Raw genomic sequence first — 23,560 nt, 5'->3', positions numbered from 1 at the left:
TGTGCCGATGTCCAGCCCCCTCGAAGCCGCAGGCTTCACCGAGCGTCCGGGGCGGCTCCCACCGCGGCTCGCCCGGCTGATGCGACCGGAGCTGCCGAGCCTCGCCGACGAGATCGTCACCGAGATCCGCCGCGCCGTCCCCGTGTACGCCCGGCCGCTCGACGGCCCCTACGGGCACGTGCTGCGGCGCAGCGTGGAGCACCACCTCGCGGCGTTCGCCGACCGCGTCGCCGCGCCGGGAACGGCCGAGCGCGACGCCGACGCCGCCGCGACCGCGCGGACCCTCGGCCAGTACGAGGCGCACGAGGGCCGCAGCATGGACGCGCTCCAGGCCGCCTACCGCATCGGCGGGCAGGTCGCGTGGCGCCGCGTCATGCGGGTCGCGCCCCGCCACGACATCTCCGCGTCCGTCATGTCGCGGCTCGCCGACGCGCTGTTCGTCTACCTGGACGAACTGGCCGCGCTGTCGCTCGACGGCTACCGGGAGGCCAGGGCGCGCCCGATCCCGGCACTGGACGAGCGGCGCCGCCGGCTGCTGCGGCTGGTCGTGGACGGCCCGGAGACCGAGATCGCCGAACCGGCCGAGGCCGCCGGATGGGCCGTCCCGGAGGAGGTCACGCTCGTCGCCGCCGAACCCGAGGCCCGCTGCGTGTGGACGTCGCTGGACGGGGACGTCCTCGCCGACATGGAATGCGCCGCTCCGCACCTGCTGTTCCCCGGCGCGTTCACGGCGGAGCGCCGCGCGATGCTGGACGAGGCGCTGCCGGGCCGCCGGGTCGCGGTCGGCCTCACGATGCCGATCGGGCAGGCGGCCGACTCGCTCCGCTGGGCCCGGCAGGCGCTCGGCCTCGCGCTCGACGGCGTCCTCGACGGCCCGGTGACGCTGTGCGAGGAGAACCTCGTCCCGCTGTGGCTGCTCTCCGACACCGCGCTGGTCGACCAGCTGACCCGGCGGCGCCTCGCCGTGCTGGACGGCATGACGCCCGGCCAGCAGGACCGGCTGACCGAGACCCTGCGGACCTGGCTCGTCACCCGCGGCACCGCCGCCGAGATCGCCGCCCTGCTGCACATCCACCCGCAGACCGTCCGGTACCGGATGCGCAAGATCGAGCAGACCCTCGGCGACGAGCTGGCCGACCCGGAGGCCCGGTTCGGCATCGAGGTCGCCCTCCGCGCCGCCCACCTGCGCGCTCGCGGCGACCGCCGGCCCGACCCGCGGCGTCCGCATGTGATGACCCCCAGGTGACCCCGGCCCACCGGACACCGCTCCTGCCGCTCGTGGCCGGCACGTACCTGGACCGCCTGGCGCCCGCCCCGGCGCCGACTCAGCGGGGCGGCGCCTGGACCTTGCCGATGCCGAGCGTGTTCTGCGCGGGCATCAGCCCCGTCTCCAGCACCTTGACCAGGATCGGCATCGTCAGCCGCGCGAGCCGGTCGGCCTTGTCGGCGCCGAGCGTCCGCCAGGGCGCGTAGGCGAGGTCGTCGGTCATCCGCTCCACGGAGTCGCGCAGTTCGCGGCCCCGCTCGGTCGCCTCGCCGGACGCGTCGACGAGGCCCCGGGACGCGAGGCGGTCGCGGGCGGCGGCCCACTCGGCGTCCGTCCAGCCCCGGCTCGCGAACGTCTCCGCGGGCGCGGCGCCGATCGCGGCGAACGAGACCAGGGCTTCGGCCGGGTCGAGGCCGTGGGCGAGGAGGGCGGCGACGTGGCCGTCCCCGCGCTGCTCGCGCAGGATGCCGATCGCGTGCCACAGGACGAGATGCGGCTCGTCCGGCCAGGGCAGGTCGGCGCCGGCGGCGGCGAGCGGGCGTCCGGCGGTGCTCGCCTCCGCGGCGGCGGCGCGGGCCAGCGCGGCGGCCTCGGCGACGTCCGGCGAACCGATGCCGTCGCCGAGCAGCGTCCGGTACATGCGGTCGACGGCGCGCGTCCGGGCTTCGAGGACGCGCTCGGGCGGCGCGACCGTCCAGGCGGCGGGGACGTGCTCGGCCACCATGCGCGGGCTGAAGCTGTAGAAGGCGGACGCCACCCGCTCGGGGCCGGCGGCGCCGAGCGGTGCGGCGCGCCAGGCGAAGTAGCTGGGCCAGCGGGTGTCCACCGCGTACCCGAGCGCCGCGGCGGCGGCGAAGACGTCGGGCGAGTACCAGAACAGGGCGTGCACGGGTTCGAGCTGATGCCACATCTGCCGCGCCAGGCCGGGGTTCTCCGTCATCGCGTCGGCTCCTTCCCTCGGAAACGCCTCCCATCGTATCTTGACAATGACTAGATTGAATCAGCCCAGCTGGGAGGGGTGAGTGCGCGGCGCCTCCCGGCCGCCGTCCACCCAACTCGACCACGCGGGCGGCGACGCGCCGAGCTGCGGCGGCGGCACCGCCGCCCGGCCGCCCGCGGGCGGTACGCGCGACCGCGAGGCCGGGCCCCCGGGCAGCGAGCCCGCCCAGGCGGACGGAACGCCGGACAGCCCCTGCGGGTATCCGGACGGGACGGCGGGCGGCGCGGGGTTCGGCTCCGGGTGCGGCGCCGGGTGCGGCGCGGGCAGGACGGCGGGCAGGGGGTGCGAATACGCGGGCGGCGCCGAGGGCCGCGCCGAGGTCCGCGCCGGCCGCGCGGGCTGCGCGGCCGGCATGGCCCGGCGGGCGCGGCGCATCCGGCGCTCGTGGCGGGGGAAGGCCGACAGGGCGAGGACGGCCAGCCCGACGCCCGCGATCCGCAGCAGGAGCGGCGCCGATTCGCGCGGCCAGGGCTCCCCGTAGAGCAGCGTGGCCGACAGCAGCAGGTGCGTCTTCGCGGTGACCGTGACGACGGTGACGATGATCGTGAGGCGGCAGCGCTGCAGGCCGATCGACAGCTGCACGAGCCCGAGCAGGCCGGCGAGCAGGAACAGGTACGGGTGCGGCGAGGTCAGCACGTCCGCGCCCCGGCCCGCCGCGAGCATCATCGCCATGCCCTGCCCGAAGACCTCGGTGGCGCCGAGCAGGACGCCCGCGCCGAGGCCGTAGGCGATCCCGGTCAGCGGGCGCGCATGCCGCCCGCTGACCATGCGGTCGCGCACGCAGAGCATCCAGAGCGGCAGGGCCAGCGACGGCACGCACACCAGCCCCGCCTTCCACAGCGTGAGCGCGCCGGCCGCCTCGGCGCCGCCCGTGCGGTGCAGGGCGTCCCGCAGCGACTCGCCGTGGCCCGGCAGCACCGACAGCGCCGCGGTGGCCATCGCGGCCACGGTGATGAGGACGGCGAGCCACTCCCGCGACGTCGGCCGCTCACCGAAGCCGCTCATCCCCACGATCAGCAGCGGGAGGAGTCCCAGCGCGTAGGCGGGCAGGGTCGCGGCCACGGGCAGCGTGACGAGCGCGACGGCGGAGAGCGCGAAGCCCGCCAGCAGGACGGCGACGCCGGCGAACCAGCGCGGGCTGCGCACGAGCCGTCCGGCGGCGTGCAGCGGGTGCCGCCCCCCGATCTGGGGCATCGGCTCGGTGGCCGTCTTGAACAGGACATAGGCGACGATGTAAACGGCCTGCGCGGCGCAGGCGAGGACGACCGCTTGCATGACGCACCTCCGGGGCGACCTGCGTCCCCGCCCCACCCGGCGGAAAACGCTGCCGAAACGGATGGTTACACACGGAGGGCGTCCGGTGATTCTCGCCACGGGACGGAGAAAACACCCGATTTGTGGGCCTCGGTGAGTATCATCCGGCCCCCCTGTCCCGGAAAGGCCAAGATCAATACATCGGTCGCATTGCCCATCACTCAGCGCAGGGGAATGATTGCGTTGCGCTTCCGAATCCAGGTGTGGTGATCGAGTGACCGTGGGGATGGAACGGCTCGGCGAGCCGTTCGGCTTCAGCGTCGGCGGCGAAGGCGGCCGCCGCGCCCGCCGGACCGTCCGCGATCTCGCCGCGAAGGTCATCGCGGCCGAGGACGTTCTCGACGACGTCGAGCTGATGACGGCCGAGGCGGTGGCCAACGCCGTCCTGCACGGCTCCGGGCTCGTCACCGTGACGGTCGCGACCGACGGCCGCGCCCTGCGCGTCGAGATCGCCGACGACGGCCCCGCCCACACCGACGAGGCCGGCGCCGATCCGCACGGCCGCCGCCGCCTCGACCACGGCCGCGGCCTGACCGTCATCGACGCGCTGGCCGGCGAGTGGGGCCTGGACCAGTGCCCCGGCCGCACCCGCCTCTGGTTCACCGTCGAGACGCGCCGGCCGTCCGCCGGCGCCTGACGAGGCGCGGGCCGCCACCCCAGTGAGCCGCCGCCCTGGCGAGCTTCCGCGCTAGTGGACGCGCAGGCCGGCGAGGAGGACGTCGACCATGCGGCGGGCGTCGTACCGGGGGTCCTTGCCGGCGCCGATGCAGAGGTTGCCGACACCGCGCATCAGGCCGAGCGCCTCGATGTCGGAGCGGATCTCGCCCGCTCCGGCGGCGGCGTCGAGCAGTTCGGCGCAGACGGGCACGAGCCGGTCGACGAAGTACTCGTGCAGGGTCGTGAAGGTCGCGTCGCCGGATTGCAGCGCTTCGGCGAGGCCGTGTTTGGTGACCAGGAAGTCGACGAAGAGATCGATCCAGCGGACCAGCGCGGTGTACGGGGAGCCGGCGTCAGCCAGCAGGGCCGGGCCCGCCGCCGCGCACGCCTCCACCTGGTGCCGGTAGACGGCGACGATGAGATCGGCCCGCGTCGGGAAGTGGCGGTAGATCGTGCCGACGCCGACGCCCGCCTTGGCCGCGATGTCGCGCACCGGCGCGTCGACGCCGGACGCGACGAAGGCGGCGGCGGCCGCCTCCAGCAGCGCCTCCTCGTTGCGCCGGGCGTCGGCCCGCTTCCGAGGGGCGGGCGATTCCGATCCGCTCCGGACCACTGTGCTGTCGCCTCCATGTTGCTAAGCGGAACCACGATCCGTATAGTCGCAACCGGAACATCGTTCCACTTGTTCAGCATGCCAGAGCAGGCGGCCCGTGACCAGGCCGCGCCGCGCTGTTCACGTTACTCAGCGAGGAGAAACCCATGCCCCACGCTCCTGTCATCTCGGTACGCCCGGTGGTGCTGCCCGCCCCGGGCCGCGGCGAGGACGTCCAGGTCAGGGTGTCGGCGCCGGTGACCGGCGGCGACCTGCCCATCATCGTGTTCTCGCACGGCTTCGGGGAGTCGATGGACGGCTATGCCCCGCTGGCCGACTTCTGGGCCGCCGGCGGCTTCGCCGTCGTCCAGCCGACCCACCTCGACTCGCGTCGGCTGAACGTCACGCCCGGCGACCCCCGCCACCCGGAGATCTGGCGCATCCGCGCCGAGGACCTGACCCGCGTCCTGGACGGGTTGGACGCCGTCGAAGCCGCCGTCCCCGGCCTCGCCGGACGCCTCGACCGCGGCCGCATCGCCGTCGCCGGGCACTCCTGGGGCGCCCAGACGGCGGGCATGCTGCTGGGCGCGCGCGTCCTCGACGCCGAGGGCGTCCCGGGCGCCACCAGGTCCGACCCGCGGGTCAAGGCCGGGGTACTGCTCGCCGCCGCGGGCACGGGCGGCGCCGACCTGACGCCGTTCGCCGCCGAGAACCTCTCCTTCATGAACCCGGACTTCACGGAGCTGACCACGCCGACCCTGGTGGTGGCCGGGGAGAAGGACCAGTCCGCCCTGACCGTCCGGGGGCCGGACTGGTTCACCGACGCGTACCACCTGAGCCCGGGCGCCACGAGCCTGCTCTCCCTGCCCGAGGCGGAGCACTCGCTGGGCGGGATCTCCGGCTACACCGTCACGGAGACGACGGACGAGAGCCCCGAACGCGTCGCGCTGGTCCAGCGGCTCACCGCCGCGTTCCTGCGCAGCGCGCTCGACCCGTCCGACACCGGCTGGACGACCGCGAGCGCCGAACTGGCGAACAGCGCCGCCCCCCTCGGCCGCGTCGAGTCGAAGTGACCTGCCGGGCGGTCAGCCGGCGGGCAGGGAGCGGCGGAGGATCTTGCCGGTGGCGTTGCGCGGCAGGGCGTCCAGGAAGTGGACGTCGCGGGGCACGGCGAAGCGCGCCAGGTGGTCCCGGACGTGGGCGCGGACGGCGTCGGCGTCGAGCGTCTCCCCCTCCCGCAGGACGATGTACGCGGCGGCGCGCTGCCCGAAGTCGTCGTCCGGGACGCCGATGACGGCGACCTCCCGGATCTGCGGAAGCTTGTCCAGGACCTCCTCGATCGCGGCGGGGAAGACGTTCTCCCCGCCCGAGACGATCATGTCGTCGTCGCGGCCCTGCACGAACAGCCGGCCGTCCTCGTCGAGGTGGCCGACGTCGCCGAGGCTCATCAGGCCGTCCCGCATCTCCTTGGTGTCGCCGCTGGTGTAGCCGGCGAACAGCAGCTCGTTGGCGGCGAAGATCCGTCCGGTGGTGCCGGGCGGGACGGGACGGCCGCCCTCGTCCAGGATCGCGACCTTCGTCCCGGGCGGCGGCGTGCCGGCGGTGTCGGGGCGGGCGCGCAGGTCGGCGGGGGTGGCGATGGTGACCCAGGACGCCTCCGTCGACCCGTACAGGTTGTAGAGGACGTCGCCGAACTCGTCCATGAACGCGGTCGCGAGCGTCGCGGGCAGGGCAGAGCCGCTCAGCGCGGCGATCCGCATCGAGGACGTGTCGTACTTGCGCCGCGCGGTCTCCGGGACGTCCAGGATGCGCTGCAGCATGACCGGCACGGCGACGAGCGCGGTCGCCCCGGTGGCCTCGACCGTGCGGAGCGTCTGCTCCGGGTCGAACCGGGACCGCAGGACGATCGTGGCGCGCAGCGAGATCGCCGTCTGCAGCATCGCGTAACCCCAGGTGTGGAACAGCGGCGCCTCGATGAACATCCGCTCGTGCACCCGGTACGGGATGCGGGACAGGATCGAGGTGAGCGGCGACAGACCCGGGCGCGAGTGCCGGTCGGCGCCCTTGGGACGGCCGGTCGTGCCCGAGCTGAGGACGATCGTCCGGCCCGCCCTGGCCGGCGGTTCGACCGGCCCGGCGGGCGCGGTGGCGATGGCGTTCTCCAGCTCCGAGCCCGTCCCGCCGGCCGTGATGACGTGGACGGTCTTCGGCACGGCCGCGATGAACCCGGCGAACTCGGAGTCGGCGATCACGACGTCCACCTGCTGCTGCCGCAGGACGGTGAGGAGCTGCTCGGTGCTCATCCCCGTGTTGAGCAGGAGGAGGTCGGAGCCGCGCTTGCTGCACGCGACGAGCGCCTCGACCATGCCGCGGTGGTTGCGGCAGAGCACCGCGACGCGGGGCGAGTCGTTGAACCGGCCGAGCGCGGCGGCGAGGCGGTCGGTGCGGGTGTCGACCTCGCCGTAGGTCAGCTCCCCGACGTCGTCGATGATCGCGACGGCGTCGGGGTCGCGGGCGGCGGCGGACGCGACCGTCCCGCCGAGCAGCGTGCCCCAGCGGCGCAGCGCGTTGAGCTGGCGGGCGACCTTCAGCGGCGGTCCGGGACGCCACAGCCCGCTGCGGGCGAACATGCCGCCCGCCCGCGCGGCCGACGCCGTGCGGCGCCCGAACTCCGATCGTCCGCTCATCTACCGCCTCCGAGGGTCAGTGATTCCGGATACCGACCGTATAAAAGCGGCTATTCGTACTCTTCTACCTCAACCCAGCTCTTCAGCGCTGTTGTTGTTACGAAGCTGACAACGAACCGCCCTTCGCGGCGGGTACCGGCTCGTCCGCCTCGGCGGGTCCTGCGCGAACCGTGAGTAGGCTGGGCTGACCATGGAGACCTCCGGCGGACTGCGCGAGCCCAAGGGCGGCCTGCGCGAGCGCAAGAAGGAGGCGACGCGCCGCGCCCTGCACGAGGCCGCGATGCGCCTCGCCGTCGAGCACGGCCTGGACGAGGTCACCGTCGAGGCGATCGCGGACGCCGCCGGCGTCTCCCGGCGCACCTTCTCCAACTACTTCGGCGGCAAGGAGGAGGCGCTCCTCTACAGCGGCGAGCAGCGGATGCGGTCCCTGCTGGAGACGTTCGAGGAACGTCCGCCGGACGAGTCGTCCTGGACGGCGTTGCGGGCGTCGTTCGACGCCGTCCACGACCAGTTCGGCGCGCTCGACCCGCAGTGGGCGGCGCAGGTCCGGCTCGCCCGCAACCACCCGTCCGTGCTGGCCCGGCAGCTCGCCCACTACGCCGGACTCGAACGCTCCCTGGCCGAGCTGATCGCCGCCCGCGACGGCCTCCCGCCCGGCGGCCTCCGCCCCCGCATCATGGCCGGCGCCTTCATGACCGCCCTCCGCATCGCGTCGCTGACCTGGATCGAAGAGCAGCCGGTCCGGACGATGCCCGACGCGGTCGACGAGGCCCTCACCGAGATCGCCCGCGAGTTCCGCTAGCAGCGCGGAACGCCCTCCCGGGTGATCCCTCGCTGACACACCGGCCGTCCGCCCGGTTAAATAGTCAAACTATGAACCGGATCTGGGATGCGAGGCCATGAGCGCGGAAGACGGCGAACGGGACGATCCCGGCTTCTGGACGTTCGTCGACCTCGCGGGACGGCGGCTCTCGGAGGAGTTCGGGTTCTCCGACCGGCTCGCGACCCGGCTGCTGCTCACCCTCAACCGGGCCTCGGCGATCGTCACCTATGACCTGGAGTCCACGGTGCACCGGCCGCGCGGGCATTCGTGGGCGGGGTTCCGGCTGCTGTTCGTGACGTGGCTGGCCGGGCCGCTGGAGCCGGGGCGCGCCGCCACGCTCGCCGGGATGAGCCGGGCCGCGGTCTCCAACCTCGCGAAGACGCTGATCGCGGACGGCATGATGGCCCGCGCCCCCGGCGAGCGGGACGGCCGGTCGGTGATCCTGTCGCTGACCGAGCGGGGCCGGGAGGCGATGCTGGAGATCTTCGCCGGGCAGCACGAGCGCGAACGCCAGTGGGCGGGCACGCTGACCGAGACCGAGCAGCGCATGCTGATCATGCTGCTGGACAAGCTCATCTCCGGCCGTACCGCCTTCGGCGCACGGGAACGCAGTTAACCCTTCCCTGGACGGGAGAAGAGTCGTAGTGTCGGCACAAAGTAGTTAATGCGTTAATCATCGGAGGCGAGGGACATGGCCCACTACCGTCGGGTCGGCCACGTGCCGCCGAAACGCCACACCCAGCACAGGGACGGCGGCGAGCGGCTCTACTTCGAAGAACTGATGGGCGAAGAGGGGTTCTCGTCCGACTCGTCCCTCCTGTACCACCGGGACATCCCGTCCGCGATCGTGGACTCCCGGGTCTGGGACGTCCCGGACATGGCGACGACCCCCAACCACCCGCTCAAGCCCCGGCATCTGAAGCTGCACGAGCTGTTCCCCAAGGAGACCTGGGCCGAGACCGACGCCGTCACCGGGCGGCGGGTGATCCTCGCCAACAACGACGTACGCCTCTCCTATGTCGTCTCCGCCGCCGACTCGCCGCTGTACCGCAACGCGACCGGCGACGAGATCGTCTACATCGAGTCGGGCACCGCCACGGTCGAGACGGTTTTCGGCACGCTGTCCGCCGGACAGGGCGATTACGTCATCATCCCGACGTCCACCACCCACCGGTGGCTGCCGACCGGCGACCAGCCGCTGCGCGCCTACGCGATCGAGGCGACCGGCCACGTCGCACCGCCGAAGCGCTACCTCTCCCGCTACGGCCAGTTCCTGGAGAACGCCCCGTACTGCGAACGCGACCTGCACGGGCCGTCCGATCCCCTCATCTCGGACGAGACCGACGTCGAGGTCCTCGTCAAGCACCGCACCTCGCGCGGCATCGTCGGCACCCGCATGACCTACGCGCGGCACCCCTTCGACGTCGTCGGCTGGGACGGCTGCCTGTACCCGTTCACGTTCAGCGTCCACGACTTCGAGCCGCTCACCGGCCGCGTCCACCAGCCGCCGCCCGTCCACCAGGTGTTCGAGGGCCACAACTTCGTCGTGTGCAACTTCGTGCCGCGGAAGGTCGACTACCACCCGCTGTCGATCCCGGTGCCCTACTACCACTCCAACGTCGACTCCGACGAGATCATGTTCTACTGCGGCGGGGACTACGAGGCGCGCAGGGGCTCCGGCATCGGGCAGGGCTCGGTCTCCGTCCACCCCGGCGGCCTGGCGCACGGCCCGCAGCCCGGCGCCTACGAGCGCAGCATCGGCGTCGAGTTCTTCGACGAACTCGCCGTCATGGTCGACACCTTCCACCCGCTCGAACTCGGCGAGGGCGGCCTGGCCTGCGACGACCCGGCCTATGCCTGGACGTGGGCGGGCCGGCGATGATTCCCGCGTTCGCTCTCGGCCTGTGCGACGACGCGGCCGTCTTCCCGCCGGGCCTCGCGCCGCTCGCGGGCGCCGTCCCGGCCCACCGCGCGCACCGCGCCGCCCCGTACGCCGGCCTCGTCGGCCCCCTCGTCGTGCCCGCGACCGCGCTGGACGAGCTGTACCCGCTGCTCGCCGGGGAGCCCCTCGACGTGTCGGTCACCGCGCCCGGCGGGCCGTGCCAGGCCGCGAAGGCCCTGCTCACCGCCGCCGACCTGCCGATCACCGTGCGCGGCCTGGAGGTCGCCGTCCCGGCCGGCATGCAGCCGGACGAGTTCTTCCGCCTGCTCGGCCGCGCCACCGTGCCCGTCTATGTCGAGATCCCGCGCGACGACCGCCGTCCCGCGATGATCGCCGAGGTGGCGGCCCGCCGGCACCGCGCAAAGTTCCGCACCGGCGGCGTGAAGGCGCACCTCTACCCGGACCCGGACGAACTGGCCACCGGCATCAAGGCGGTCGTGGACGCCCGCGTGCCGTTCAAGGCGACGGCGGGGCTGCACCACCCCGTCCGCAACACCGACCCGGAGACCGGCTTCCACCAGCACGGCTTCCTGAACCTGCTGCTCGCGACGGACGCCGCCCTGCGCGGCCGTCCGGTCCCCGAACTGGCCGCGATCCTCGCCGACCGGGACGCCCCGTCCATCACGTCCCGCGTCTCCTCGCTCGGCGAGGCCCGGACGATCGCCGCCCGGGGCCGCTTCGTGTCCTTCGGGACGTGCAGCATCACCGACCCCTTGAACGAACTCGCGGACCTGGGCCTGCTGGCGTCCGCGCTCCAGGAGAGCACTCGTTGACTTCCTCCCCACGCCTAAAGGCGGGGGATTCCAACCGTCGCCGGTTGGGTTTCCTGCTTCGTCGCCGTCTGCCCGCTCGGCTTGCGCCGTTTGGGTCTTACGTCGGCTCCACAGGCCGTGACCGCCAGCCCGGCGGCCAGAATGTTCTTCGCGGCGTTGACGTCGCGGTCATGGCGGGCGCCGCACCCGCACTCCCATTCCCTCACGTCGAGGGGCATCGCCCCGGCGACCGTGCCGCACGCCCCGCACAGCCTGCTGGAGGGGAACCAGCGGTCGATCACCACCAGTTCGCGGCCGTACCAGTCGGCTTTGTACTCCAGCATGGTCCGCAGGTCCCGCCACGCCGCATCCGAGATAGCGCGGGCCAGGGAGTGGTTGCCGACCATGCCCGCGACGTTCAGGTCCTCGATCACGACCACTTGGTTCTCGTGGACGAGCCGAGTCGACAGCTTGTGCAGGAAGTCCCGCCTGCGGTCGGTGATCCGCGCATGGATCCGCGCCACCTTCTGCCGGGCCCTGTCACGGTTGTTCGACCCCTTGGTCTTGCGGGCCAGGTCCTTCTGCGCGCGGGCCAGGCGTTCCCGGTCGCGGCGCTCGTGCCTGGGGTTGGTGACCTTCTCCCCGGTCGACAGCGTCACCAGCGACCTCACCCCGGCGTCGATGCCCACGGCCGTCTCCACCGGGTCCAGGCGGGCGATGGCGTCCTGGCACAGCAGGGACACAAACCACCGCCCCGCCGCGTCACGCGACACTGTGACCGTGGACGGTTCGGCGCCCTCGGGCAGCGGCCGGGACCATCGGATGTCCAGCGGCTCGGACATCTTCGCCAGCGTCAACCGGCCGTCCCGCCACGTGAACGCCGACCGCGTGTACTCCGCGCTCTGCCGGGACTTCTTCCGCGACTTGAAGCGGGGGTAGGCGGCGCGTCCGGCGAAGAAATTGGTGAACGCGGTCTGCAGGTGCCGCAGCGCCTGCTGCAGCGGCACGCTCGACACCTCGCCCAGGAACGCCAGTTCCCCGGTCTTCTTCCATTCGGTGAGGAGCGCGGAGGTCTCCACGTAGGAGACGCGGCGCTGCTCGGTGTACCAGGCGCGGGTGCGTTCCTCCAGCGCCCGGTTGTACACCAGGCGTGCGCAGCCGAACGTGCGGGACAGCTCCGCCGCCTGCTCGCCCGTGGGATAGAAGCGGTACCGGAAAGCCCGCTTCACCTGCCGCGCCATGCCTCACATCCTATCTTCCCGCCGGTGAGGTTCGCCCACATGTTCGAGGTGACACCCGGGCATCGCGCGGGGGCGTGTTTCCTCCCCAGGGCTAAAGCCCGGGGTCTCCACACTCAGGAGCTTTAGATGACCCGCATAGCGATCCCCGGAGACTCCCTTTTCGGGCTCGCCAACCTCCCGTACGGCGTCTTCTCGACCCCTGGCACGACCCCACGCGCGGGCGTCCGAGTAGCCGATCACGTCGTAGACCTGGCCCTCGCCCTGGGCGACGACGTCTTCGCGGCACCGTCCCTGAACCCGTTCATGGCGCAGGGCCACTCGCGCTGGGTAGAGGTCCGCGAACAGATCCTCGACCTGGTGTCGGACGACATCCCGGACGAGGCCGTCCACCCTCTGGACGCGGTCACCCTGCACATGCCGTTCGAGGTCGCCGACTACGTCGACTTCTACGCCTCCGAACACCACGCGTCCAACCTGGGCCGCCTGTTCCGCCCCGGCGCCGAACCGCTGATGCCGAACTGGAAGCACCTCCCGGTCGGCTACCACGGCCGCGCCGGCACGGTCATCCCGTCCGGGACGGAGATCGTCCGTCCCCTGGGGCAGCGCAAGGGCGAGGACGCACCGACCTTCGGTGAGAGCCGCCGCCTCGACATCGAGGCGGAAGTCGGCTTCGTAGTAGGCACGGGTTCTCCCTTGGGCACCCCGGTAACCACAGAGGACTTCTCCGAACGCGTCTTCGGCGTCGTCCTGGTCAACGACTGGTCGGCCCGCGACATCCAGGCATGGGAGTACGTCCCCCTTGGCCCCTTCCTAGGGAAGAGCTTCGCGACGTCCATCTCCCACTGGGTCGTCCCCCTCCTCGCCTTGGAAGCGGCCCGCGTAGCAACCCCGCCCCAAGACCCCGAGCCTCTCCCCTACCTCCACGAGAAGAACCCGTGGGGCCTGGACCTGACTCTTGAGATCTCCTGGAACGGCCAGGTCGTCTCCCGTCCGCCCTACCGCGAGATGTACTGGTCCCCCGCCCAGATGCTCGCGCACATGACGGTGAACGGCGCCTCGTCCCGCACCGGCGACCTGTTCGCCTCGGGCACGGTCTCGGGCCCCGCCAAGGAGCAGCGAGGCGCGTTCATCGAACTGACCTGGGGCGGCAAGGAACCCATCCAGGTCAACAACGAACCCCGCACCTTCCTGGAGGACGGTGACGAGGTCAGCATCACCGCCACCGCCCCCGGCCCGTCCGGCGCCCGCATAGGCTTCGGCGAAGTCAAGGGCCGGGTCCAAGCCGGGCGGGACGAACTGCCCCACTGAGCATCGAGGCGCGATGAGTTCTGCGGGGTACGGCGGTCGTACTGTCGGACCCGTCACCGAGGAGGACTCCCGATGCGCAGCGTGACCTATTCGATGAGCGTCTCACTTGACGGCTACATCGTCGGGCCGGACGGCGGCTTCGACTGGACCGCGCCCGACGAGGACGTCTTTCGCTCCTGGATCGACGAGATACGGCAGGTCGGCGTCCACCTGCTGGGCCGGCGGCTGTACGAGACGATGCTGGTCTGGGAGACCGCCGACCAGGATCCATCGCTCGACGACGCGAATCTCGAATGGGCCGCGCTGTGGAAGGCGCTCCCGAAGGTGGTGTTCTCCACCACGCTGTCGGCGGTGCAGGGCCATGCCCGCCTTGCCTCCGGCGGCCTCGCGGATGAGGTCGAGCGGCTGCGCGCCGAGCCGGGGGAGGGCGACATCGCGATCGGCGGCGCGACGCTCGCCGCCGAGGCGGCGGCATTGGACCTGATCGACGAGTACCGGATCCGGGTCTACCCGGTCCTGGTCGGCGGTGGCCTTCCGTTCTTCCCGCAGCACGAGCGCCGGGTGGACCTCGAACTCGTCGAGACCCGCGACTTCAACTCGAAGGTCGTCTACCACCGCTACCGCGTAGCGCGCTAGCCCTGTCGCAGGCCACGCGGGGTCGTGCTCAGAGGGCGGGGGGCTCGGGGCGGATCATGACCGGTTCGGACGCTGTGCCTCTGATCACCAGGGTCGCTCCCAGCTCGCGGGCTTCGGCGTCCGGTGGCTCGGCCCGGCCCAGGACGCCGACCTGGGCGCCCGCTTCGATCACTCCTTCGTACACGCGGATGCGGCAGGTCGCCGGGGAACCGTTGCGGTAGCCGTCCGCGCGCAGGAGCCGGTCCGCCCAGGGGGCCTTGTCGAGCGTCGTCACCGGGGCCGTGTAATCCCGTTCGGCCGCGACCCGTCCGCCCGGCGCTCTGACCAGCGCGACGCCGGTGCCGTCGTCGAGGAGGAAGTCGACCGCCTGCTCGAAGCGGTGCGTCCCGCCGGAGCCGTCCGAACTCGGGACGATCGCCAGCTCGCGGGCGAGGTAGGGGCGTCCGCTGGCCTCGCTCGCCGGGACGGCTCCGACCGCGATCGCCCGCCCCGACAACCGGCACGTGCCGGTCGCCGGGGCGTCCGCGACCGTCGATGGGGGCGTCCCCTTGAACGCGCGCTTCACCGAGCCGCCGGCCCGCCGATGCATCAGGAAGAGCCCGCCCAGGGACACCGCGACCAGCAGCAGAACGAGAAGTATGTCCATGAGCCCTCCCCCGGGCCGCGGCACGCAAGACCCACCGCATCCTGCCGGAGAACCCCGGCGGCCACCAGAGCTCAGGCGCGCTGGCGCGCGCCGAACAGTGCGCCCGCGAACCTGAAGAGCATGACGACCGGCAGAATGAAGGCGTAGAAGAACATGAAGTACTCGCCGCCGTCGAAGATGAATCCCAGGTACACGGCATAGCCGAGGAAGCCCACGCCGAACGCGAGGTTGAGCAGCCTTTCGCCGACGCTCTGGCCGCCCCCGATGGCCGCCATGAGGAGCATGCCGAAGCCGGACACCAGCAGAAACACCACGTACCACGAGAATGCGGCATCGGCGCTGAAGTCGATATTCATACTGTCCTTCTGAATGTGCGTGACAAAGCTGGATGATCATAGCGGGCGCGGGCCAGTGGATCTTCAGATGGCCTGATCAGGCCACCGGCGTCCCTCGCCGCGCCACCACTGTTCCGGGGCCTTACAAGGGCTCCGCACGGCAAATCTCGATGGACGCCGGCGCCGTTGTCCCAGCTGCAGATCAGCTGCCATGCAGGGATAGCGCGACCTTGCGGCCGGCGAGGCCGATCGCGAACATGGCGGCGCCGGCCAGGACGGATTGCCAGGGCAGGGTGGCGACCAGGGTCAGGCAGCCGGCGGCGCCGAGCACGTTGAGGACGCGCGGCCAGCGCCGGTCGGGGGCGGGTTGGGTGAAGGCCGACGCGTTCGCGATGGCGTAGTAGATCAGCACGCCGAAGGAGGAGAACCCGATCACGCCGCGCAGGTCGACGGTGGCGACCAGCGCGCTGACGGCGACGGCGAGGGCGATCTCGGCGTGGTGCGGGACCTGGTGGCGAGGGTGGACGGCGGCCAGCCAGTTCGGCAGGTCGCGGTTGCGGGCCATCGCCAAGGCGGTGCGTCCGATGCCGGCGATCAGCGACAGCAGCGCGCCGAGTGCGGCGAGGGCCGCCCCGACGCGCACCACGGGCGCCAGTGACCCGGCGCCGGCGGCCTGGACCGCGGTGGTCAGCGGCGCGGCGGCGGCGGCGAGGCGCTGCGGGCCGGCGGCCAGCAGGACGGCCGCGCCGACGATCAGGTAGACCGCCACCGCGATGGACAGGGCGAGGAGGATGGCGCGGGGAATGACGCGCCGCGGGTCGCGGACCTCCTCGCCCATGGTGGCGATGCGCGCGTAACCGGCGAAGGCGAAGAACAGCAGCCCGGCGGACTGGAGGATGCCGTAGACGCCGCCGGCGCCCGGGCCGGAGAGGTTCGCCGTGCTCGCGCCGCCGCCGGCCGCGATCCCGATCACCACGACGGCCAGCGCCGTCAGGCTGGTCGCGACCAGAACGCGGGTGGCCAGCGCGGTCCTGGTGACGCCGCGGTAGTTGAGCGCGGCCAGGCCCACTACGGCGGCGACCGCCACGGTCCGTCGCACCCACCACGGGCCGGGCACCGCATAGGACGCGAAGGTGAGCGCCATCGCCGCACACGACGCGGTCTTGCCGACCACGAAGCCCCACCCGGCCGCGAAGCCCCACCACTGGCCGAGCCGCTCCCGTCCGTAGACGTACGTGCCGCCCGAGGTCGGGTAGACGGCCGCCAGCTGCGCGGACGCCACCGCGTTGCAGTACGCGATCACCGCCGCGACGGCCAGGCCGATGAGCAGGCCGGTGCCGGCCGCGCGGGCGGCGGGGCCGAACGCGGCGAACACGCCCGCCCCGATCATCGACCCCAGGCCGATGACCACCGCGTCCCCGGTGCCCATGCGGCGCGCCAGGCGACCGGAGCCCTCCCGGGCGGGCTCGGGTGAGCCGGGTCCGTCGTCCGACCGTGGCGAGAACACTTCCGGCCCTCCGAGGCTAGTTGCATCAAACTGATTTGATGTATTATCGCGACATGGAGCTCTCGGATCAAGCCGCTCCGGCCTTCGTGCGGCTGGCCGCGCACCCGTTGCGGTGGCGGCTGCTGAGCGAGCTGTCCGTGAGCGACTACCGGGTGCGCGAGCTGGTCGACCTGATCGGCCAGCCGCAGAACCTGGTCTCCTATCACCTGCGGCAGCTGCGCGGCGGCGGGCTCGTCACCGCGCGCCGCAGCGGTTTCGACGGGCGGGACAGCTACTACCACCTGGACCTGGAACGCTGCGCGCACGCACTCGCCGCCACCGGCGCCGCCCTGCACCCCGCGCTCGGCGCCGCTCCGGTCCCGCCGCTGGAGTCACCGGACGACCGGCCGGTCGTGCTGTTCGCCTGCACCGGCAACAGCGCCCGTTCACCGATCGCCGAAGCGCTGCTCCGGCACCGCAGCGGCGGCCGCATCGAGACGGCCAGCGCGGGAAGCCACCCGAGGCAGCAGATGCACCCGGAGGCCGTGCGGGTGCTGAACGAGCGTTTCGGCATCGACATCTCCGACCGGCGACCCCGGCATCTCGGCGCCTTGGACGGCCGCCGGTTCGACTACGTGATCACCCTGTGCGACAAGGTCCGCGAGGTCTGCCCCGACTTCGGCGACCATCCGCGGCGCGTGCACTGGAGCATCCCGGACCCGGCCATGGCCGGGGACGCCGCCTTCGCCGGCACGGCGGCGGAGATCGACACCCGCGTCCGCCATCTGCTGCCCCAACTCGTCCGTCCATCACGGGAGGATCGGCCATGACGACGCCCGACCAGCTCGCAAGCATCCGCTATCTCGTCGACGACGTCCAGGCGGCCGTCGACTTCTACACCACCCACCTCGGCTTCACGCTGCGCACCAACCCGGCGCCCGCCTTCGCGGACGTGGTTCGCGGGCGGCTGCGGCTGCTGCTGTCCGGGCCGGCCAGTTCGGGCGCCCGCGCCACTCCCGAGCCCGCCGTCCCCGGACGCAACCGCATCCACCTCATCGTCGGCGACCTCGACACCGAGATCGATCGCCTGCGCACCGCCGGGCTGACGTTCCAGGGCGACGTGGTCGCAGGCCCCGGCGGACGGCAGATCCTGCTCACCGACCCCGCCGGCAACCTCATCGAACTGTTCGAACCCGCCGCCCACTGACAACGGGGGTCATCGGCCGACGGGGCGGCCCAGCAGGGCGGCCAGTTCGACGATGGGCGGCGCGTCGGCGGGGGCCGGTTGCGGTGGTCCGAACGGGGTGCGGCCGGGTGGGATGTCGGCGAGTTTGGCGCGGCTGAACTCCAGCACCTGCCGGACGATGTCGTCCGGGAAGCGGGGTTCTTGCCCGGTGGCCTGGGCGAGGTCCCAGCCGTGGACGACGGCCTCGACGGCGCGGATGTGCGCGGCCGCGACACCGGGCACCGGCCCGACCGGGACCTGGACGATCTGTTCCAGCACGCCCGGCCGGGACAGCGCGGTGAGCAGGTCCTGGGCGGCCGTGCGCTGGGCCTTCACCGGGTCGTCGCCGAGCACGCCGGTGTCCTGCGGGCCGAGGGCGCTCGGCGGCGGGGGTGCCTCGCCGCGCAGGATCGCGGCGAACATGCGGTCGCCGAAGACCACGTGACCGACCAGTTGGCGGACGTTCCAGTCCGTGCACGGGGTCGGGTCGTCCCACTGGCCGGGGCGGACGCCGGCCACCAGGTCACCGGCCACCGCCAGCACCGTGGCCAGATCTTGCACAGGGGACGAAGTCATACCCGCACCTCCAAGTGACCGATGCTTCCAAGTGACCGATGTTCCACGCTACGTCCGGCCACCGTAAGAATCCGTGACCGTCGCCTCTGGCGCGTCACCATACCTGCGAGTATGGTCTCCGTACCATGGAGTATGGAAGCGAGATCGTGCAGCGTGTCCGGGAGCTGGCGCTCGTGCTGGCCGAGCGTGCCGAGGCCGCCGAGGCGGCCCGCCGGCTGCCCGACGAGACCATCGCGGACCTCGCCGCGACCGGGCTGTTCGGCATGCTGGTCCCCGCGAAGTTCGGCGGGCCCGAGCTGGGCTTCGAGGAGATGGCGGCGGCGTGCCGGGAGGCGGGCGCGGCCTGCGCCTCCACCGGGTGGCTGTCGGTGATCTACACGCTGCACAACTGGATGGTCGGGCTGTTCCCGGAGCGGGCCCAGGCCGAGGTGTGGGCGGAGCGGCCGTACGCGCTGATCCCGTGCGTCCTGTCGCCGTCCGGCACCGCGCAGCCCGTGGACGGCGGCCACACCGTCACCGGCCGCTGGTCGTGGGGCAGCGGTATCATGCACGCCGACCACGTGATGGTCATGGCGCTGGTCACCGTCGGCGACACGATCGAGCCGAGGCTCTTCCTCATGCCGCGCGAGGACGTGACCGTCCACGACGTCTGGCACACGAGCGGGATGCGGGGCACGGGCAGCAACGACATCGAGGTGCCGGACGTCTTCGTCCCCGAGCACCGCTCCGTACCGCTGCTGGAGCTGACCGCCGGACGCTCGCCGGGAGCCGCCGTCCACCCGAGTCCGCTCTACCGGACCCCGCTGGTGCCGGTGTTCGCGCTGACCGGCGCGGCACCCGTGCTCGGCGCCGCCGAGGGGGTGCTGGCACGGTTCACCGAGCGGATGACGACACGCGTGATGTCCTACAGCGGTGAGCGGCAGCGCGACCTGATGAGCGGGCAGATCCGGTTCGCCGCGGCGACGGCCGACCTCGCCGCCGCCCGCCTGCTCCTGGAGGACGCGCTGCGGGCCGTGGCCCGCACCATCGCCGAGGGCCGTGTCCTCGGCATGACGGACCGGGCGCGGGCCCGGCTCGTCGCCGCGCACGTGGCCGCGACCGCGCACCGGGTCGTGAACGAGCTGTGCTCCGCCGCCGGTGCGAGCGCGCAGTTCACGTCCTCCCCGTTCCAGCGGGCGCAGCGCGATGTGAATACGATCTCTGGACATGTGGTCTTCGACCCGGACGCGTCCTACGCCCTCTACGGCCGGATCGGGCTGGGCCTCGACCCCGGCCCGGTCGTCCTCGTCTGACCGGCGGTGGACGGGGGCATGACGACGCGAACGAGGATGGCGCGGCGCGACTGGATCGAGGCCGCCTACCTGGAACTGGCCCGCGCGGGCGAGCGCGGCGTGACGATCAACGCGCTGGCCGCCCGGCTCGGCGTCACGAAGGGCAGCTTCTACTGGCATTTCACCGACCGTCCCGAGCTGATGCGGGCGCTGCTCGACCGGTGGGCGCACGAGCGGACGGACGAGGTGTGGGGCCTGTCCCTCGGCAGCACCACCGATCCGCGCGAACGGCTGCACCGCATCCAGGCGCTCGGCCGCGAGGTCGCGCCGATCGACCGGGCGATGCGGCTGTGGGCGCAGCACGAGCCCGCGGCGGAGGAGGCGGTGCGGCACGCCGACCGGGCGCTGCTCGGGCACATCGCCGGCTGCCTGGAGGACCTCGGGTTCGGCGCCGAGGACGCGCGGCTGCGCGCTCTGCTGATGCTGCGCTCGTGGGTCGGCGGCTACCTGATGCCCGGCGAGAGCGACTCCGGCCTGTACGAACGCACCTTGGAGATCCTGCTGGCGCGGCCTACGTGAGCCCGGCGAGGAACGCGAGCATCGCCTCGTTGACCTCGCCGGGCGCCTCCATCTGCACGAAATGCCCCGCCCCTTCAACGATGTGGACGTCGCGGAGCCCGGGCACCAGCCCCTCCATCTGCTTCAGCGCGCCGGATCCCATCATCTGGAGGACGGGGTCACGCTCGCCCACGAGGAACATCGTCGGGACGGTGACGGGCTCGTCCGGACGGTTCTGCTTCTCCTCCCAGACGCGGTCATAGGCCCGGTACCAGTTGAGGCCACCGGTGAAGCCCGTCCGGCGGAACTCATCGACGTAGTGGGCGAACTCGTCCTGCGACAACCATGGCCACGGCAAGGGCGGGGCTTCCGGCAGCACATCGAGATAGCCGTTGCCTTCGCTGGGGTGCCGCCAGATGTCGAGGTTCCGGTATCCACCGCTGAGAGCCCAGAACACGTTCGCCAGGAAACGCGCTGGTTCGGCCCCCAACTCCTCGTCCGCGGGCCCCTTCTCCTGGAAGTAGTGCACATGGACGAAGTGCTGCGCCGCCATCCGCGCATAGATCTCCGTGGGCGGACGCTTCGAAACGGGCATGCGCGGCACGCTCAACTGCATCAGCGCCTTGACCCGTCCGGGGGCCCACTGGGGCAGGTCCCAGACGAGGGCGGCCCCGAAGTCGTGCCCGGCGAAGACGGCGTCCTCGATACCGAGCCCGTCCAGGAGCCCGACCATGTCCGCGACGGTGTGCCGCCGGTCGTACTCCCTCGGCGAGGCGGGACGACCACTCCGCCCATAGCCGCGCATATCAACCGCGATAGCCCGGTACCCGGCCGCCGCCAGCACCGGAAGCTGATGCCGCCAGCTGTACCAGAGCCCCGGAAACCCGTGGCACAACAGCACCGGAGGCCCGTCACCCTGCTCGGCGACATGAAGAGCGATGTCGCCGACGTCCACCATCCGATGCCGGACGTTCCCCTCGCCGAAGCTCATACCGACGATCCTCGGTGCACGTCCCGCTCCGATCCCTCTGCCTCCCGTTCACCGGGACACCGGTGGACGGCGCGTCCCCCGGCGAACCAGAGTCGGCGACCATGCCGAGTCCCGACATCGCCGCGCGCATCGCCCGGCTTGAGGCCATCGAGGACATCAAGGCCCTCAAGCACCGCTACCTGCGCGCCTGCGACGCCAAGGACCCCGCGGAATTCCGGACCTGCTTCATCGCCTCGGGCGCCTCCATCGACTACGGCCGCCTGGGCGCCTTCGACGACGCCGACGGCATCGCGCGGGTCTTCGAGAGGATCGCCCTCCAGAAGATCGACGGCAGGAACGCCATCCTCGACATGCACCACGCGATGCACCCGGACATCACCGTCCACGGCGAGGCGACCGCGTCCGGCCGATGGACGCTCAAGTTCCGCCAGGTCAACCTGTTCGACAACACCGAGACCGTGACCACCGGCGAGTACGACGACGAGTACGTCATCGAGGACGGCCGCTGGAAGATGGCGAAATGTCACTTCCGCCGCTACTGGTCGATCACCCGCCCGATCGGTCCGGACTGCCGCGTCGACCAGTAGCCGGGACGTCCGGCGGGCCGTCCCTCAGTGGGCGGCGGCGGGGTTGCGGACGGTGACGTTGATCCGGTTCCAGGCGTTGATCGCGGCGATGGCCATGATGAGGCCGGCGAGGGTCTCCTCGTCGTAGTGGTCGGCCGCGTCGTTCCAGACGTCGTCGGGAACCCCGGCCGGGTCGTCGGCGATGCGGGTGGCCGCCTCGGCCAGCGCCAGCGCCGCCCGCTCCTCGTCGGTGTAGTAGGGCGCCTCGCGCCAGGCCGCCACCGACCAGAGCCGCTCGTCGGTCTCGCCCGCCTTCTTGGCGTCGGTGGCGTGCATGTTCACGCAGAACGCGCAGCCGTTGATCTGGCTGACGCGCAGCCTGACCAGCTCGAGGGTGCTCTGCGGGACGCCGCTGCCGTTGACGTACGACTCCAGCGCGAGCATGGCCTTGTACCCCGCGGCGGCGGGCTTCACGACGCTCATTCGTGCCTGCATGGGTGGTTCCCTTCCTCAAATCTGGACGTCTTCTATCCAGGATTAGCCGATGGCCGGACGCCCTGCCGGGCCCGGCCGGGGGTCAGATCCGCAGGTTCGCGAACCAGGCGCGGGTCTCGCCGGGCGTGGCCGGGAGGCGGCGCTCCACGGTGTCCCGGAGATCGGCGAGGGTCTGCCCGGCCAGCTCCCTGCGCCAGGCCAGCTCCGCCTTCCGCATGGCCTGGGAGACGAAGCACCGCTTGCGGTAGTCGACGCCCTCGTGCTCGCCGGGCCCCTGCCGCAGGATCTCCTTGCACTGGAACGCCTCGTCCGGGCCCTCGATGGCCGTCACCACATCCAGCAGCGTGACGTCCGCCGGGTCTCGCGCGAGCCGGAACCCTCCGCGCGGCCCGGGGGTGGACGTGAGGATCCCGGCGCGGGCGAGGGCCTGCAGCTGCTTGTTCAGGTAGGCCGCGGGCAGCGCGTAGTACGCCGCCATCCTGGCCGCCGTCATGGCCTCCCCCGGCTCCAGCCAGGTCAGGTTGAGGCAGCTGTGGATCGCCCACTCGACCCCCTCGCTCATCCGCATAATCCTGGATACTAAGCATCCAGTATTGTTGCCGCAACCCGGTGGGCGGCGCCCGAGCACCGCCGGCGCGGCGCTAGGGTCCGCTTTGTGAGCACCGCGAACCCCACCTTCCGTTCGGCGACGCCGGCCGACGTCCCCGACCTGGTCGACCTCGTCGAGAGCGCCTACCGCGGCGACTCCAGCCGCGCCGGGTGGACGACGGAGGCCGACCTCCTCGACGGTCAGCGCACGGATCCGGACGCCGTCTCGGCCGTCGTGACCGGCGCCGGCTCCCGCATGCTCGTCGCCGAGGTGGGCGGCGTCCTGGCCGCCTGCTGCCAGCTGGAGAACCGGGACGACGGCTGCGCCTACTTCGGCATGTTCGCCGTCGACCCCGCCCGCCAGGGCGACGGCCTCGGCAGACAGGTCCTCGCCGAGGCCGAACGCGTCGTGCGCGACGAGTGGGGCGCGAAGGAGATGCACATGACGGTGATCAGCGTCCGCGAGGACCTGATCGCCTGGTACGTCCGGCGCGGCTACGTCCGGACCGGGGAGACGAGCCCGTTCCCGTACGGCGACGAGCGCTTCGGCCTCCCCAAGCGCGACGACCTGGAGTTCGAACTCCTGGTGAAGAAGCTCGGCTAA

27 protein-coding genes are annotated in these 23,560 nt (G+C 72.2%); 15 read left to right on the top strand and 12 right to left on the bottom strand.

All coding sequences use genetic code 11. The features are described 5' to 3' along the window. The first annotated feature begins 7 nt into the window (after positions 1 to 7). On the top strand, positions 8 to 1,246 hold the full coding sequence (locus AL2_RS23600; protein WP_067636979.1) for a PucR family transcriptional regulator: 1,239 nt from the start codon (positions 8 to 10) through the stop codon (positions 1,244 to 1,246). Between the two features lie 79 nt (positions 1,247 to 1,325). Here the strand turns inward: AL2_RS23600 and AL2_RS23595 are convergent, their stop codons facing one another. Continuing rightward, complete coding sequence (locus AL2_RS23595; RefSeq protein WP_067636977.1) at positions 1,326 to 2,207, bottom strand: SCO6745 family protein; 882 nt, start codon at positions 2,205 to 2,207, stop codon at positions 1,326 to 1,328. A gap of 60 nt (positions 2,208 to 2,267) precedes the next feature. Continuing rightward, complete coding sequence (locus AL2_RS23590; RefSeq protein WP_067636975.1) at positions 2,268 to 3,542, bottom strand: DMT family protein; 1,275 nt, start codon at positions 3,540 to 3,542, stop codon at positions 2,268 to 2,270. Between the two features lie 253 nt (positions 3,543 to 3,795). Between AL2_RS23590 and AL2_RS23585 the strand changes: the two genes are divergently transcribed. Beyond that, positions 3,796 to 4,218, top strand: a complete 423-nt coding sequence (locus AL2_RS23585; protein ID WP_245666865.1) for an ATP-binding protein — start codon at positions 3,796 to 3,798, stop codon at positions 4,216 to 4,218. A gap of 51 nt (positions 4,219 to 4,269) precedes the next feature. Here AL2_RS23585 and AL2_RS23580 read toward each other — a convergent pair whose 3' ends face one another. Continuing rightward, the gene (locus AL2_RS23580) at positions 4,270 to 4,851 is read right to left on the bottom strand and encodes a TetR/AcrR family transcriptional regulator (protein WP_067636971.1); all 582 of its coding nucleotides are present in this window, start codon (positions 4,849 to 4,851) and stop codon (positions 4,270 to 4,272) included. Positions 4,852 to 4,997: 146 nt separating this feature from the next. Here AL2_RS23580 and AL2_RS23575 point away from each other — a divergent pair, with 146 nt between their 5' ends. Further along, entirely contained in the window at positions 4,998 to 5,903 is a 906-nt protein-coding gene (locus AL2_RS23575; protein WP_067636969.1) for an alpha/beta hydrolase family protein, read from the top strand. Between the two features lie 12 nt (positions 5,904 to 5,915). On the opposite strand, the gene AL2_RS23570 is transcribed toward AL2_RS23575, so the two are convergent. Then, a complete protein-coding gene (locus AL2_RS23570) occupies positions 5,916 to 7,517 on the bottom strand; it encodes an AMP-binding protein (RefSeq protein ID WP_067636967.1) in 1,602 nt (533 codons plus the stop codon). A gap of 190 nt (positions 7,518 to 7,707) precedes the next feature. On the opposite strand from AL2_RS23570, the gene AL2_RS23565 reads away from it, so the two are divergent. From AL2_RS23565 to AL2_RS23550, 4 genes are all read left to right on the top strand, one after another. Further along, positions 7,708 to 8,319 carry a TetR/AcrR family transcriptional regulator gene (locus AL2_RS23565; protein WP_067636965.1) on the top strand — a complete coding sequence of 204 codons (612 nt, stop codon included), beginning with the start codon at positions 7,708 to 7,710 and terminating at the stop codon, positions 8,317 to 8,319. A gap of 97 nt (positions 8,320 to 8,416) precedes the next feature. Next, entirely contained in the window at positions 8,417 to 8,956 is a 540-nt protein-coding gene (locus AL2_RS23560) for a MarR family winged helix-turn-helix transcriptional regulator (RefSeq protein WP_067636963.1), read from the top strand. Between the two features lie 75 nt (positions 8,957 to 9,031). Further along, positions 9,032 to 10,222 (top strand): homogentisate 1,2-dioxygenase, encoded by a 1,191-nt coding sequence (locus AL2_RS23555; protein ID WP_067636961.1) that lies wholly within the window; start codon positions 9,032 to 9,034, stop codon positions 10,220 to 10,222. After that, complete coding sequence (locus AL2_RS23550; protein WP_067637134.1) at positions 10,219 to 11,055, top strand: hypothetical protein; 837 nt, start codon at positions 10,219 to 10,221, stop codon at positions 11,053 to 11,055. Before AL2_RS23555 ends, AL2_RS23550 begins: the two co-directional genes overlap by 4 nt. A 14-nt stretch (positions 11,056 to 11,069) precedes the next feature. On the opposite strand, the gene AL2_RS23545 is transcribed toward AL2_RS23550, so the two are convergent. Further along, positions 11,070 to 12,275, bottom strand: coding sequence for an RNA-guided endonuclease InsQ/TnpB family protein (locus tag AL2_RS23545; protein ID WP_067636959.1), 1,206 nt, complete (start codon positions 12,273 to 12,275; stop codon positions 11,070 to 11,072). 126 nt (positions 12,276 to 12,401) lie between these two features. Between AL2_RS23545 and fahA the strand changes: the two genes are divergently transcribed. After that, the gene (gene fahA / locus AL2_RS23540) at positions 12,402 to 13,583 is read left to right on the top strand and encodes a fumarylacetoacetase (protein ID WP_067636958.1); all 1,182 of its coding nucleotides are present in this window, start codon (positions 12,402 to 12,404) and stop codon (positions 13,581 to 13,583) included. A gap of 72 nt (positions 13,584 to 13,655) precedes the next feature. After that, positions 13,656 to 14,219 (top strand): dihydrofolate reductase family protein, encoded by a 564-nt coding sequence (locus AL2_RS23535; RefSeq protein ID WP_067636955.1) that lies wholly within the window; start codon positions 13,656 to 13,658, stop codon positions 14,217 to 14,219. 28 nt (positions 14,220 to 14,247) lie between these two features. Here the strand turns inward: AL2_RS23535 and AL2_RS23530 are convergent, their stop codons facing one another. From AL2_RS23530 to AL2_RS23520, 3 genes are all read right to left on the bottom strand, one after another. Beyond that, complete coding sequence (locus AL2_RS23530; protein WP_067636954.1) at positions 14,248 to 14,865, bottom strand: hypothetical protein; 618 nt, start codon at positions 14,863 to 14,865, stop codon at positions 14,248 to 14,250. A gap of 71 nt (positions 14,866 to 14,936) precedes the next feature. Beyond that, a complete protein-coding gene (locus tag AL2_RS23525) occupies positions 14,937 to 15,221 on the bottom strand; it encodes a hypothetical protein (RefSeq protein WP_067636952.1) in 285 nt (94 codons plus the stop codon). A 181-nt stretch (positions 15,222 to 15,402) separates the two neighbouring features. Further along, positions 15,403 to 16,629 (bottom strand): APC family permease, encoded by a 1,227-nt coding sequence (locus AL2_RS23520; RefSeq protein WP_067636950.1) that lies wholly within the window; start codon positions 16,627 to 16,629, stop codon positions 15,403 to 15,405. A gap of 131 nt (positions 16,630 to 16,760) precedes the next feature. Between AL2_RS23520 and AL2_RS23515 the strand changes: the two genes are divergently transcribed. Then, a complete protein-coding gene (locus AL2_RS23515) occupies positions 16,761 to 17,516 on the top strand; it encodes an arsenate reductase/protein-tyrosine-phosphatase family protein (protein ID WP_067636948.1) in 756 nt (251 codons plus the stop codon). Next, a complete protein-coding gene (locus tag AL2_RS23510; protein ID WP_067636946.1) occupies positions 17,513 to 17,893 on the top strand; it encodes a VOC family protein in 381 nt (126 codons plus the stop codon). Before AL2_RS23515 ends, AL2_RS23510 begins: the two co-directional genes overlap by 4 nt. A 9-nt stretch (positions 17,894 to 17,902) precedes the next feature. On the opposite strand, the gene AL2_RS23505 is transcribed toward AL2_RS23510, so the two are convergent. Beyond that, positions 17,903 to 18,487, bottom strand: coding sequence for a TIGR03086 family metal-binding protein (locus tag AL2_RS23505; RefSeq protein WP_067636943.1), 585 nt, complete (start codon positions 18,485 to 18,487; stop codon positions 17,903 to 17,905). 125 nt (positions 18,488 to 18,612) lie between these two features. Here AL2_RS23505 and AL2_RS23500 point away from each other — a divergent pair, with 125 nt between their 5' ends. Further along, the gene (locus AL2_RS23500) at positions 18,613 to 19,779 is read left to right on the top strand and encodes an acyl-CoA dehydrogenase family protein (RefSeq protein WP_067636941.1); all 1,167 of its coding nucleotides are present in this window, start codon (positions 18,613 to 18,615) and stop codon (positions 19,777 to 19,779) included. 18 nt (positions 19,780 to 19,797) lie between these two features. Next, the gene (locus AL2_RS23495; protein ID WP_083946824.1) at positions 19,798 to 20,337 is read left to right on the top strand and encodes a TetR/AcrR family transcriptional regulator; all 540 of its coding nucleotides are present in this window, start codon (positions 19,798 to 19,800) and stop codon (positions 20,335 to 20,337) included. Here the strand turns inward: AL2_RS23495 and AL2_RS23490 are convergent. Further along, a complete protein-coding gene (locus tag AL2_RS23490; protein ID WP_083946823.1) occupies positions 20,330 to 21,307 on the bottom strand; it encodes an alpha/beta fold hydrolase in 978 nt (325 codons plus the stop codon). The genes AL2_RS23495 and AL2_RS23490 overlap by 8 nt on opposite strands. Before the next feature lie 101 nt (positions 21,308 to 21,408). On the opposite strand from AL2_RS23490, the gene AL2_RS23485 reads away from it, so the two are divergent. Continuing rightward, positions 21,409 to 21,894 carry a nuclear transport factor 2 family protein gene (locus tag AL2_RS23485; RefSeq protein ID WP_067637129.1) on the top strand — a complete coding sequence of 162 codons (486 nt, stop codon included), beginning with the start codon at positions 21,409 to 21,411 and terminating at the stop codon, positions 21,892 to 21,894. A 24-nt stretch (positions 21,895 to 21,918) separates the two neighbouring features. On the opposite strand, the gene AL2_RS23480 is transcribed toward AL2_RS23485, so the two are convergent. Together AL2_RS23480 and AL2_RS23475 are read right to left on the bottom strand one after the other, a co-directional pair. Continuing rightward, the gene (locus AL2_RS23480; RefSeq protein ID WP_067636937.1) at positions 21,919 to 22,368 is read right to left on the bottom strand and encodes a carboxymuconolactone decarboxylase family protein; all 450 of its coding nucleotides are present in this window, start codon (positions 22,366 to 22,368) and stop codon (positions 21,919 to 21,921) included. 82 nt (positions 22,369 to 22,450) lie between these two features. Further along, positions 22,451 to 22,930, bottom strand: coding sequence for an RrF2 family transcriptional regulator (locus AL2_RS23475; protein WP_067636936.1), 480 nt, complete (start codon positions 22,928 to 22,930; stop codon positions 22,451 to 22,453). A gap of 93 nt (positions 22,931 to 23,023) precedes the next feature. Between AL2_RS23475 and AL2_RS23470 the strand changes: the two genes are divergently transcribed. Next, complete coding sequence (locus tag AL2_RS23470; protein ID WP_067636934.1) at positions 23,024 to 23,560, top strand: GNAT family N-acetyltransferase; 537 nt, start codon at positions 23,024 to 23,026, stop codon at positions 23,558 to 23,560.

This window comes from Actinomadura latina NBRC 106108 (genome assembly GCF_001552195.1).
GTDB classification, from domain to species: domain Bacteria; phylum Actinomycetota; class Actinomycetes; order Streptosporangiales; family Streptosporangiaceae; genus Spirillospora; species Spirillospora latina.
Note: the sequence above shows the minus strand (reverse complement) of the source record. Positions and strands in the feature narration are given on the sequence as shown.